Below are 12,673 nucleotides of genomic sequence, written 5' to 3'. Positions count from 1 at the left end.
TTTTAATTCCCCCTAAACTGCAAAAGTTCATGCTCAGAAAGATTTCTCAAATCTATACCTTCCATCTCTTCTCCAAGGTCATATGATATTTCTGCCAGTATTTTGGGGTCATTGTAATATGTGGTTGCCATCACAATTGCCCTTGCTCTTTTCTCAGGATTTTTGCTCTTGAAAATACCAGAACCAACAAACACACCATCTGCTCCAAGCTGCATCATTAAAGCTGCATCAGCTGGTGTTGCAATTCCGCCCGCCGCAAAGTTGACAACAGGAAGACGTTTGAGCTCGGCTGTTTTTTTCAAAAGTTCATAGGACACTCCAAGTTCCTTTGCATATGCATAAAGCTCATCTTCATTCAGCGATGCAGCATAGCTAATTTGCTTGTTTATTCTGCGAAGGTGTCTTACCGCCTCAACAACATTTCCTGTCCCAGCCTCACCTTTTGTTCTTATCATGGAAGCACCTTCTTGAATTCTTCTCAAAGCCTCACCCAAATCTCTTGCGCCACACACGAACGCAGCTTTGAACTTCCACTTATCAATGTGATGCTCCTCATCAGCAGGCGTCAAGACCTCGCTCTCATCAATATAGTCTATGCCAAGTGCTTCTAAAATTTGAGCTTCAACAAAATGTCCGATTCTTACCTTTGCCATAACAGGTATTGAAACAGCACTTTTAATTTCCAATATTATTTTCGGGTCAGCCATCCTCGCAACCTTGCCTTCTTTGCGCAGGTCTGCCGGAACTTTTTGAAGAGCCATAACAGCAACAGCACCTGCTTTTTCTGCAATTTCAGCCTCTTTTGGAGATGTCACATCCATGATGACACCGCCTTTTAACATCTGTGCAAGGTTTTTGTTGAGCTCATATCTTTCATTTACAATCTCGCTCATAATTTAGCACCTCCGTATCGATATAATTTGTTGAAGTCTTTTGTCCACTTTATTATAATTAAAATAAACTGTGTGTAAAGACGGGATGAATGATGAGTGTATCGATACAGATTGACAAGAATTCAAAAAAGCCTCTTTACCTTCAGCTTTATGAAGATATAAAGCAAAAGATCTTGTCAGGTGAGATTAGTTATATGCAGAGGCTTCCGTCTGTGAGAAATCTTTGCAAGATGTTAAATGTCAATCTTTCTACTGTGACAAAGGCGCTGAGCAAGCTTGAAAATGAAGGCTATATCAAAGCAACTCCTGGAAGCGGATATTATGTTGTGTACAGTGAGTATCAAGATAAAATCATTTTTGAGGAAGAAAACCTTATAGATGCTCAAGGTTACATCAATTTGGCTTCATCAAAGCTTCCATATAACCTATATCCTATCGAATGGTTCAAAAATTCTTTAAACTGTGCAATTGAAGAGTATTCACCGCAGATTTTCGATTATATCGAACATTTTAAAAATCCTCTAAAGGAGTACTTGGTAGAGACATATCTTAAAAAGCTTGGGATTGTTACAAGCCCTCAAGAGCTCACAGTTGTATCAGGTGCTCAGCAGGGAATTGAGATTACAACAAAAAGTTTTTTAAAGCCTGGCGATCCAATATTTTTGGAAAATCCATCGTACCTTGGTGCATACCATATATTTAGCAATATGCACCTGAACATTGTTAGTATTGACATTGACCAGATGCAAAATATAGAAGATTACATTAAAAAGTTTTCACCAAAGGCCATATACATTATTCCTTTTTCGCAAAATCCAACCGGGGTTTCATACAGCAAAGAGTACAAGGAATATCTGTGTGAGATTTCACAAAAATATGACTTTTATATCATTGAAGATGATTTTTTAAGTGATATAGGTGTGGATGAAGGAATTTTACCAATCAAAGCATATGACAAATACGACAGAGTATTTTACATAAAGAGTTTTTCAACTGTTACAATGCCTGCACTGAGAATTGGATTTGTTGTGGCACCAAGGCATCTTGCAGAAGAGGTTGCTTACTACAAGTCAATGGCAGATATCTCAACATCACTTTTGATACAGGTATCTTTTTATTATTTTTTGAAAAACTTCTTTGATAAACACATAGAAAACTTGAAAGCATACATAAACCAAAGACAAAAACTATTTTTAAGATTGGCAAAAGACCTGCAAATAGATGACAGGCTGTTTACTCAAGATGTTCAGGGAATATTTGTTTCTTTCTACCTTCCACCAACGATATCATCTGCTACTATTTATAACAAACTCAAAACACAAAGGGTTTTAGTGCAGCCCCATACATGTTTTTATCACAAACCTGCTTCTACAAACTTTTTCAGAATAAGTTTTTTAGATTGCAGAGAAGATGAGCTTCAAATAGCCATGCAGAAAATTCAAAAGGTTTTGAATTCAGCTTACCAAAAAGAGGAGGTATGAAAAGTGGAATTTTGTGCTGAAAAACTTAAAGATACTATCAGAAAAAATATGGAGCTTTTCATTAGCATCAGAAGAGATTTAAATAGACTTGCCGAACTTTCGTACGAAGAGTTTAAGACACAAAAATATATAACAGAAAGACTTTCAGAGTGGGGCATTGAAAACTTTCCAATAGCAAAAACAGGCGTGATTGGAATTATAAATAGGTCTGATGAGTGTATTGGCATAAGAAGCGACATGGACGCTATTTTGGTAGAAGGTCAACCAAGACACTGCTGTGGTCACGACTTTCATATGGCAGTGGTACTGGGGACAGCAAAGGTCCTTGTTGACATGGGCTTTGAAGGATGTGTGAAGTTTATATTTCAGCCTGCTGAGGAAGGGCCGGGAGGCGCAAAAAGAGTAATCCAAGAAGGCGGACTTGAAAATCCAAAAGTGACAAAGCTTTTGGGATTTCACGTCTGGCCAGGTGTTGATGTTGGAACAATTGAGGTTTCAAGTGGAGCTATCATGGCAAGCGTGGATGATTTTGAGATTGAGTTTATTGGAAAAGGCGGTCATGCTGCAATGCCAGAAGCAACCAAAAATCCAATTTATCCTGCCACTGATTTTATCCAAAGTAGTAATAACTTTTTCAACGCATTTTCCAATAAGTTATCTTCTTTTCACATCTCTTTTTCTTCGATAAACAGTGGAGAAACATTTAACGTCATCTCTGAAACGTGTAAAATAAAAGGAACTGTAAGAACGTTTGATAGCAGTATGCAAGAATTTATCTATAAAAACATAAAAAAACTTGCAAAACTTTCTGCTCAAAAATATGATTGCCATGTGAATATAAATTATTATTTTCAATATCCACCTTTGATAAATAGCCATCAAGCTACTGAAGAGTTTCTTGATGTAGCAAAAAGCCTCCTTGGCCCTGAGAATGTAAAAAAGGCTATCCCAAGCTTTACAGCAGAAGACTTTGCATTTTACTGTCAAAAAGTTCCTTCGGTTTATTTCAGGCTCGGCATAAAAGAAAAAGGCAAAGGAGAAAATCCTTTGCATTCACCATATTTTAATGCATCAGAAAACAGCATCTTTTACGGTATATTTCTTCTGGCAGGGTATTTACTTGCTATTTAAAAGAGCTAACAGGACTTTTTGTGCACGTGAGAATTTGTTGCTTCTGACATAAATGGCTATATACTTATTCTTGGTTTCAAACCCGTATTTTTTGAGCAATGAGACATCTTCTGCTTTAAGACCATATAAATCTTTTGTTGATTTATCTTTCTCTTTAACATAACATGTATCGTCTACAAATTTATCCAGTTTGTTTTTGCTCACAAAAGACTTTAGAGAATAAAACGCTCCATTTTGGGCATAGTTTGTAAATAGTTTTTTATCAAGGATATAAATATCTCCCTCGCCCGCAGCAAGCATCACCATAAGTTTTTGCATAAACGCAAACTCCTGCTCGGTTTTAGGAGTGTCGCCTGTGTAAAGTATCTGGTCAATGTAAACTTGATCACCTGATTTTTTCTCAAGCTCTGAAATCAGCTTTTGAGCGTTTTCATCACCAATGAAATTGCCAACAAGCACAATCCTAACCTTTTTGTTTATATCGTCTTGACTGCTTGAACACCCTGTCACAATAAGCATCAAGAAACTTGCAAGAGTAAGTATTAGCATAACTTTCCTAAATTTTAAAGCAAATTCCATTGCCCATCTCACCTGCCCAAAAGTAAGATTTTTTCGATTCTAAAGCAAAAAAGGGAAGAGCAAAAAATTCTTTCTTTGCCCTTCCCTTATTATTTTACTTCGCTTTAGTTTACTTTACAATCTTAGCATACATGAAGTAGTTAAATCCAAGCGGAGAAATGTAATAGTTCTTTACATAGTCTCTGAGTACATGACCTTTTACATAGAAGTAAATTGGAATAATTGCATAGTCTTGCATCAAAATCTTCTCTGCCTGCATCATATACTGCATTCTAAGCTTTCTGTCACTTGTTCTCTTTGCTTTATCGATAAGCTCATCATACTTCTTGTTGCTCCAGTTTGTATTGTTATTATCGCTGTATGATGTGAACAAGTCCAAGAATGTCATTGGATCAACATAGTCACCAAGCCAGCCATCTCTTGCAACCATGTAATCCTTTTTATGTCTTCTTTCTAGCAGAACCTTCCAGTCCATGTTAGAAAGTTTTACCTTTATACCAAGTTGCTGCCACATGTTTTGAATAGCTTCTGCAATTTTCTTATGTCCTTCACTTGTGTTATATATAATCTCTATTTCTGGGAAGCCTTTTCCGTTCGGATATCCAGCTTCTGCTAAAAGTTTCTTTGCTTTTGCTAAATCAGCTTTTACTGGTAAAAAGTGCCCTGATTCGTCTCTGAAATCTTTAGAAATACCTTTTATACCGTATGGCACAAAGCCTGTTGCCGGCTTTTGCCCAAGCTTACCAATATTTTCTACAATGTATGTTCTGTCAATTGCAAGCGAAAGAGCTTGTCTTACTCTCTTGTCATTAAATGGTTTTACCTTGCAGTTTACATCATAGTAGTATGTGCCAAGAAGTGGCCATATCTTCATTTTCTTTTCTTTGATTAATCTTGGAATCTCGTCAGTTGGCACAGACTCTGCACCGTCAACCTGACCAGCTTCATAAGCAAGAAGGTTTGCTTTGTCATCTTCCGAAAGCTTGTAAACAATCTTTTCAAGTGTTATTGATTTTTCATCCCAATATTTTGGATTCTTCTTAAACTCAATATATGAGTTGTGTACCCATTTTGTCATGATAAATGGACCATTACCAATATATGTCTTTGGATCAGTTGCCCATTTGTCACCATACTTTTCTACTATATCTTTTCTTACTGGGAAGTATGTTGGGAAGTTTGTAAGCTCTAAGAAGTATGGTGTAGGTGCTTCCAATGTAACCTGTAAAGTTGTAGCATTCAAAGCTTTGACACCAACATCAGATGCTTTTGCTTTACCTTCATTGAATTTCTGACCATTTTTGATGTAGTAAAGCTGGTATGCATACTCAGACGCTGTTTTTGGATCCAAAGCTCTCTTCCAAGCATACTCAAAATCGTATGCTGTAACAGGTTTTCCGTCCGACCACTTTGCATTCTTTCTTATATAGAATGTGTAAGTAAGCCCGTCCTTAGAAACTGTCCATTTTTCAGCCATGCCAGGAACAGTTTCGCCTTTTACATTTACTCTTGTCAAACCTTCAAAAACATTGATTATAATGTTTGCAGCATCAGCAGCAGTGTTGAGTGCTGGGTCAAGGTATCTTGGTTCAGCACCATTGATGTACGTGAAAACCTGTTTTGATGAAGCAGCTACTGCTCCCTTGTAATTTGAGCTTAAAAATAAACCTGTCACAAGGAACACGACCAAAATAAAGGCAGCAATAATACGTTTCTTCATAAACACTCTCCTCCTCACATCAAAATTTTTATTTTTTTATCTTCACGCAGCCTGCCTTATTTTCTGTCCATCAAATGGCAGGCTACGTAATGACCAGAACCTACATCCTTAAGTACTGGCTCTTCCTCTTTGCACCTGTCAAACGCATACTTGCATCTTGTTCTAAACCTGCAACCGGTTGGCGGATTGAGAGGGCTTGGAACATCTCCCTCCAATATAATCCTTGTCCTTTCTTTAGAGATTTTCGGGTCAGGTATTGGTATTGCAGAAAGCAGTGCCTGTGTGTACGGATGCAAAGGATTACTGTAAAGCTCGTTACTTTCTGCAAGTTCCACAAGCTTTCCTAAATACATTACACCTACCCTGCTGCTTATATGCTTTACCATTGACAGGTCATGAGCAATAAAAAGGTAGGTAAGTCCAAGCTGCTGCTGCAAATCTTCCAGCATATTCACAATCTGAGCCTGGATTGACACATCAAGCGCTGAAATTGGCTCATCGCAGATGATAAATTCAGGCTCAACTGCCAAAGCCCTTGCAATACCAATTCGCTGTCTCTGACCACCAGAAAACTCGTGCGGGTACCTGTTTGCATGCTCGCTGCTGAGTCCCACAAGTCTTAAGAGTTCTTGAACTCTTTCTTTTTTTTCATTGCCCTTTGCAATGTTGTGTATCTCAAGCGGCTCACCTATAATATCACCAACTGTCATCCTGGGATTGAGTGAGGCATACGGGTCCTGGAAAATCATCTGCATGGATTTTCTATAAGGAAGCATGTCTTTTTTTGTTATATCTTCTCCTTTGAATATAATCTGCCCGCTTGTTGGCTCATAAAGCCTTATGATAGTTCTTCCCGTTGTAGATTTTCCACAGCCGCTTTCACCAACAAGTCCCAATGTTTCTCCCTTTTTTATGAAAAAGCTCACATCATCTACCGCTTTTATATATGCTTTTTTCCCCAGCCCCATCTTTACTGGAAAATACTTTTTTAGATTTTTTACTTCAATCAAAACCTCATTCAACTTCTCCACCTGCCTCTGTTTACTACTTACTTATTCGTTTGCAGCTTTTACCTTTTCCAATAACTCCTGTGGAGCATACTGGTGATTCAGCCAGCACCTTGACCTGTGCCCGTCCCCAACTTCGAAAAGTGGTGGTCTTGCTTCCAAGCATACTCTCATTGCATATTCGCACCTTGGCGCAAACGGACATCCTTTTGGCGGCTTTAGAAGATCTGGTGGCTGGCCTTCTATTGGCACAAGCCTTTTTTTAAGACCTAAATGCATCTTTGGCACAGACCTCAAAAGCCCCATGTATACGGATGCTTTGGGTTGTAAAATATATCATCAACAGTTCCTTCCTCTACAATAATTCCACCATACATTACAATTACCTTTTGACATATGTCTGCCACAACACCAAGGTCATGAGTAATAAGTATAATTGACATCTTAAGCTGCTGTTGAAGTTTTTTCAAAAGGTCTAATATCTGAGCCTGGATGGTAACGTCAAGTGCAGTTGTTGGCTCATCTGCAATTAAAAGCTTGGGGTTGCACGAAAGAGCCATAGCTATCATAACTCTCTGACGCATACCACCCGAAAACTCGTGAGGGTACTGCGAAAGTCTTCGCTCAGGGCTTGGAATACCAACTAACTTTAGCATCTCAACTGCTCTTTTTTTAGCTTGAGCTTTTGAAACTTTATTATGAATCTTTATGGCCTCAATCAATTGATTTCCGATTGTAAAAACAGGGTTTAAAGAGGTCATCGGATCTTGAAATATCATACTGATTTTGTTTCCTCTAATATCTCTCATTTCTTTCTCAGAAAGCTTCAGTATATCCTTACCTTCAAATATAATCTGACCGTCAACTATTTTTCCAGGCGGTACAATAAGTCTCATGATGGACATTGAGGTCACACTTTTACCGCTTCCAGATTCACCTACAATACCCACAGTCTGTCCCTCATATACATCAAACGAAACATCGTTTACTGCCTTTACTTCTCCAACATGTGTAAAAAATGATGTTTTCAGGTTCTTTACTTCTAACAATTTTTCAGCCAATTCTTTTCACCTCAAATTCTGGAAAAATTATGTTTGAAAAAAGTTACTTTCTCATTCGTGGGTCAAGTGCATCTCTGAGCCCATCACCAAACAAGTTGAAAGCAAGTATTATCAAACACAACAAAAGCGACGGAAAAAATAGCCTATAAGGGTATGATATAAAACCATTAACACCGTCTGATGCTAAAGAACCAAGCGATGGAACAGGTGCGTCAACACCAAGGCCAATAAAGCTCAAGAAAGACTCAGTAAAAATAGCGCTTGGAATCTGCAGTGTAGCAGTGACTATAATTGACCCCATGCTGTTTGGAATCAGGTGCCTGAGCAAAATCCTCCAACCACTTGCACCAATTGTCTTTGCCGCTGTGACATACTCTTGCTGTTTTAAGCTCAATATCTCGCCACGTACAATCCTCGCCATCGAAATCCAGTATGTCAATCCCAGTGCAATGTATATACAAACAAGTGGTGCACCCACTGTCTGAAGTCCGCTCAAAAATGAATACTTATCAAAAAGATCTTCCAAAGCAGGTTTTAAGGATACTGAAAGCAGAATAACGTATATCATCAAAGGTATGCTGTAGAGAATATCAACTATTCTCATCATAAAATTGTCAACTTTGCCACCTATATATCCTGAGATGCCCCCATATAAAACACCAATCACGATATTTATAATTGTTGCAACAATTCCTATGGAAAGAGAGATTCTCATACCATACAAGCATCTTACAAACAAATCTCTACCAAGCTCATCGGTTCCAAATAAGTGAGTAAGTGATGGCGGTAGTGCTTCATGCCCTCTAATTTGCTGATCATATCTGTATGGCATAACAATCGGACCAATTATGGCAAGCAATACAAAAAACACTATTGTCCACATTGATGCCATTGCTACTTTATTAGCCTTAAGTCTCCTCCATGCATCCTGCCAGTAGCTCATGCTGGGCCTGACAATTGTCTCTTGCTGCCTCTCCTCTTTTGGAACTGGCACAAAAAGTTCTTTTGATACGCTCTCCATTATCTTCTTTTCCCCCTTAAAATCAGTCCTCAAGTTTTATACGCGGGTCTATAAATACGTAGATAATGTCAACAATTAGGTTCATAAATATCAAAAATGCTGCATAAAATATTGTGGTTCCCATCACAAGTGAATAGTCCCTGTTTGATATACTATCAACATAGAACCTTCCCATTCCTGGGATTGAGAAAATCTTTTCAACAACAAAACTACCAGTGAGTATTCCTGCAATTAAAGGACCTAAGTATGTTACAACAGGAATCAAAGAGTTTTTCAGAGCATGTTTGTATATGACTATAAAATCTGAAAGTCCTTTCGCTCGTGCAGTCCTTATATAGTCCTGTGATAAACTTTCAAGCATACTGCTTCGAATAAGCCTTGCAATAAAGGATATTGGATAAGCTGCCAGCGTTACAACTGGAAGAATATAACTTCTTGGTTCATCCAGCCCCATAATAGGAACAAGCTGAAGCTTTACGCCAAAGATATACATTAAGATTACCGCAAGCACAAATCCTGGTATTGTAATGAAAATTGTAGCTATCACCATCGACAAATTGTCTTGCCACTTTCCTTGATGCACAGCTGACCAAATACCAAGAGGTATCCCTATCAAAAGGCTTAGGATTATAGCTAAAATACCTACCTTTGCAGAAACAGGAAATGTCTCTGCGATAATTTCATTGACAGTTCTGCCCTGATTTCTCATTGAAATTCCCAAATCGCCGTGCAAAAGGCTATTTAAATACTTAACATACTGGACTGCAAGTGGTTTGTTGAGTCCATATTTTTCGTTCAGGTTTTGTAAAATCTGCTCAGGCAAAGTCTTTTCACCCGTGAACGGACCACCAGGTATCATTCGCATGAGAAAAAACGTAACAGTAATTATTACGAATAATGATACAATGGACCACAATATCCTTTTGAGTATGTATCTTGCCACGTGTAATCTCTCCTTTGGTAATTAATTTATTAGACATCTAGTGCACATTTATGCAATTGTTTGAATATTTATAAAATTATTTATTTCAAAAATTCTCGTTGATAATTATAGCACTATATGCTTGCATAATCAATACATATATGTGCGTTTAATTTTCTGAAAATATCAATTTTTTGTCAATCGTTTGAATTGTATGCATGTATTTATTTATACTTATTAAAGTTTTTCTCAAATTTCTGGCTGGTGCATTGCTCAAAATGAAGGTTAATATCTTAAAGTTTTCATTTTAGTACTTTTTGGTTCATTAATATTTATACTCTTAAACGGCATAAAAATTTTTGTGTGTTTTGAACTATCCTTTTGAGGGTAAAATTATGATAGAAAACAAATGGGCTTGGGAGGAAAAATTTTATGAGAAAACCGGGTAAAATTGTAATAATTGGAACAGGATTTGTGGGCGCATCAACTGCTTTTGCTCTTGTAGATGCCGGGCTTGCAACAGAACTTGTTCTGATTGACGCTAATTATGCAAAAGCTGAAGGTGAAGCGATGGATTTAAATCACGGAATATCCTTTGTAAAACCCGTCAAGATATGGGCAGGTGATTATGAGGATTGCAAAGATGCTGATATAATAATAATCACTGCTGGTGCCAACCAAAAGCCTGGTGAAACAAGGCTTGACCTTACTCATAAAAATGCGCAGATTACAAAGTCGATAGTGGAAAATATTATCAAATACACGCAGGATGCAATACTTTTAATGGTCACCAATCCTGTTGATGTTCTCACTTACGTAATGTATAAAGTTTCAGGTCTGCCAAAAAATCAGATTATAGGATCTGGAACAGTCTTAGACTCATCGCGATTCAGATACCTCTTGGCACAGCACTGCCAGGTCGACGTGAGAAATGTCCATGCATATATCTTGGGCGAACATGGAGATAGTGAGATTGCTGCATGGTCGCTTACAAACATAGGTGGCGTGAATTTTATGCAAGAGTGTCTTTTGTGCGGGAAAAACTGCTCACCTGAAGTAAAAGAGGAAATATTCAACAAAGTAAAAAACGCTGCATACGAAATAATTGAAAGAAAAGGAGCAACATATTACGCCATTGCATTGGCTGTTAGAAGAATTGTTGAAGCTATAATCAGAGATGAAAATTCTATACTGCCTGTCTCATCAATAGTTGATGACGTATATGGTGTAAAAGACGTTGCAATTTCCCTTCCTGCAATTGTCAACAAAAGCGGAGTTGTAAAAGTATTTGATATTCCTCTGACAGATGAGGAAAAAGAAAAGCTTAAAAACTCTGCTCAGGTAATAAAAAGTGTGATAGAGTCTTTAAACCTATAGGCAAGGCAAAAACCTTGCCTTTTGCTTTATTTTCTTTGCTACTTTGAGCTGTTGCAATTTTGCTTTTGTCGTGATAAAATAGCAATTAGTCTTAAATTTTGAGTGGAGGTGAAAAGTTTTGGCAAACACAAAGTCTGCTAAAAAGAAGATAAAGGTTATAAGACGAAGAACTATCGAAAATAAGATTCAAAAATTTAAAATGAAAAAGGCTATAAAAGAGGTCAAAAAAGCATTGCTTAGCGGTGACATCGAAAAGGCAAAAGAACTTTACTCAAAAGCTGCAAAGCTCATTGACCAGACAGCTGCAAAAGGTGTTATACACAAGAACAATGCTTCAAGAAAGAAATCAAGACTTATGAAACTAATCAACAAGTACGCTGCTCTGTCTTCACCACAGCCAGAATCAAAAGCTCAATAATAAAAAAGGGCTGTCCAGTCTCTTTTCAATGGATAGCCTTTTTGTATTTTATTTTACAATCTGGTACAAAAGCATTTCAAGCGCTGTCTCATCATCAATTTGCCCTTTTTTTATCATGTACTCATATTCTATGGTTTTTTGGATTATAGATTTTATCTTGTCAAGGGTAAAGCTTTCTGCTTGTTTTTTGTACTTGTCAACAAAGAACTCAAGAATACCAAGCTGTTTTGCAATCTGTTTCTTATTTGTCTCCTGCATCTCTTTTAACATTCCAAGTATCTTAAAATGACGCAAAATCAAAGCCAAAATCTTGCTGACACTTGTCCTGAGCTGATATAGCTCTCTCAGATACTTATAACCACCTTCTGTGTCCTTTGTGGCAAAAGCATCAAGCATCTGGAATATATGGTCTTGTGGGTTGTCGGTCAAGGTCTTTAATATATCATCATGCGTAACCTTGCTTCTTTTACCAAGATACGAAATGAGAACTTGTAAATAGTTGTAAATAAGCATCATGTCTTTGTTGTAATGAAGAATAATCTCCTGTGCCATATTTTCAGAGATTGTTTTCCCTTCTTTAGACATTACATTTTGAACCCATTTTACCAAATCGGGCATAGAAGGCTGCACAAGCTCTGCAGAAAATGCTATTTGTTTGAGGGCAGAAAACAACTTGTTTTCTTTTGCTTCATATTCTTTGAAGATTATATAAGTACTGTCACTTCTGAAATTTTTGATATTATCTATGATAGCAGAAAGATTTAAGTTGGAGTTTGTAGATGCGTACTTGAAAAAGTTTTTGAAAATTAGCACTCTTGGCTCTAAATCAAAAGATATTGAAAACATTTCGTTTATTATATCGTTATAATTTGCAGTCTCACCGTCAAACTTTACTATATTGTTCAAATTCCCACCTACTATGGCATGGCTAAACCGTCGTGTATATTCATCAATCAAAAATATTTCTTGTCCATAAAAAAGGTAAATCTTCTTGAAATCCTTTTTCAAGAGCTGCGAATTTAATTCTTTTATAATCTCTTTTGATTTTTCAGCCATGTTAACT

Annotated in this window: 11 protein-coding genes and 1 pseudogene; 4 read left to right on the top strand and 8 right to left on the bottom strand. The window is 37.3% G+C overall.

What is annotated here, in order from left to right; all coding sequences use genetic code 11:
• Positions 1-2: 2 nt before the first annotated feature.
• Positions 3-893, bottom strand: coding sequence for a pyridoxal 5'-phosphate synthase lyase subunit PdxS (pdxS, locus tag CALHY_RS04415; RefSeq protein WP_013402800.1), 891 nt, complete (start codon positions 891-893; stop codon positions 3-5).
• A 92-nt stretch (positions 894-985) separates the two neighbouring features.
• On the opposite strand from pdxS, the gene CALHY_RS04410 reads away from it, so the two are divergent.
• Positions 986-2,374: an aminotransferase-like domain-containing protein gene (locus tag CALHY_RS04410; protein WP_013402799.1), complete on the top strand. Its 1,389-nt coding sequence runs from the start codon at positions 986-988 to the stop codon at positions 2,372-2,374.
• Positions 2,375-2,377: 3 nt separating this feature from the next.
• The gene (locus CALHY_RS04405; protein ID WP_013402798.1) at positions 2,378-3,505 is read left to right on the top strand and encodes a M20 family metallopeptidase; all 1,128 of its coding nucleotides are present in this window, start codon (positions 2,378-2,380) and stop codon (positions 3,503-3,505) included.
• On the opposite strand, the gene CALHY_RS04400 is transcribed toward CALHY_RS04405, so the two are convergent.
• From CALHY_RS04400 to CALHY_RS04375, 6 genes and pseudogenes are all read right to left on the bottom strand, one after another.
• Complete coding sequence (locus CALHY_RS04400) at positions 3,491-4,084, bottom strand: type 2 periplasmic-binding domain-containing protein (RefSeq protein WP_013402797.1); 594 nt, start codon at positions 4,082-4,084, stop codon at positions 3,491-3,493. The two genes, CALHY_RS04405 and CALHY_RS04400, sit on opposite strands and share 15 nt — an antisense overlap.
• 109 nt (positions 4,085-4,193) lie before the next feature.
• Complete coding sequence (locus CALHY_RS04395) at positions 4,194-5,804, bottom strand: peptide ABC transporter substrate-binding protein (protein ID WP_013402796.1); 1,611 nt, start codon at positions 5,802-5,804, stop codon at positions 4,194-4,196.
• Positions 5,805-5,860: 56 nt separating this feature from the next.
• Positions 5,861-6,826: an ABC transporter ATP-binding protein gene (locus CALHY_RS04390; protein WP_013402795.1), complete on the bottom strand. Its 966-nt coding sequence runs from the start codon at positions 6,824-6,826 to the stop codon at positions 5,861-5,863.
• A 30-nt stretch (positions 6,827-6,856) separates the two neighbouring features.
• Positions 6,857-7,872, bottom strand: a pseudogene (locus tag CALHY_RS04385) (ABC transporter ATP-binding protein).
• A gap of 43 nt (positions 7,873-7,915) precedes the next feature.
• Positions 7,916-8,893: an ABC transporter permease gene (locus CALHY_RS04380; RefSeq protein ID WP_013402794.1), complete on the bottom strand. Its 978-nt coding sequence runs from the start codon at positions 8,891-8,893 to the stop codon at positions 7,916-7,918.
• Positions 8,894-8,915: 22 nt separating this feature from the next.
• Positions 8,916-9,836 carry an ABC transporter permease gene (locus CALHY_RS04375; RefSeq protein ID WP_013402793.1) on the bottom strand — a complete coding sequence of 307 codons (921 nt, stop codon included), beginning with the start codon at positions 9,834-9,836 and terminating at the stop codon, positions 8,916-8,918.
• A gap of 411 nt (positions 9,837-10,247) precedes the next feature.
• On the opposite strand from CALHY_RS04375, the gene CALHY_RS04370 reads away from it, so the two are divergent.
• Both CALHY_RS04370 and rpsT read left to right on the top strand, forming a co-directional pair.
• The gene (locus CALHY_RS04370) at positions 10,248-11,192 is read left to right on the top strand and encodes an L-lactate dehydrogenase (RefSeq protein ID WP_013402792.1); all 945 of its coding nucleotides are present in this window, start codon (positions 10,248-10,250) and stop codon (positions 11,190-11,192) included.
• A 118-nt stretch (positions 11,193-11,310) separates the two neighbouring features.
• A complete protein-coding gene (gene rpsT / locus CALHY_RS04365) occupies positions 11,311-11,610 on the top strand; it encodes a 30S ribosomal protein S20 (RefSeq protein WP_013291003.1) in 300 nt (99 codons plus the stop codon).
• Positions 11,611-11,658: 48 nt separating this feature from the next.
• Here the strand turns inward: rpsT and holA are convergent, their stop codons facing one another.
• The gene (gene holA, locus CALHY_RS04360) at positions 11,659-12,666 is read right to left on the bottom strand and encodes a DNA polymerase III subunit delta (protein WP_013402791.1); all 1,008 of its coding nucleotides are present in this window, start codon (positions 12,664-12,666) and stop codon (positions 11,659-11,661) included.
• Between the last annotated feature and the right edge of the window lie 7 nt (positions 12,667-12,673).

The sequence above is a fragment of the Caldicellulosiruptor hydrothermalis 108 genome, assembly GCF_000166355.1.
In the GTDB taxonomy this organism is placed as follows: domain Bacteria; phylum Bacillota; class Thermoanaerobacteria; order Caldicellulosiruptorales; family Caldicellulosiruptoraceae; genus Caldicellulosiruptor; species Caldicellulosiruptor hydrothermalis.
Note: the sequence above shows the minus strand (reverse complement) of the source record. Positions and strands in the feature narration are given on the sequence as shown.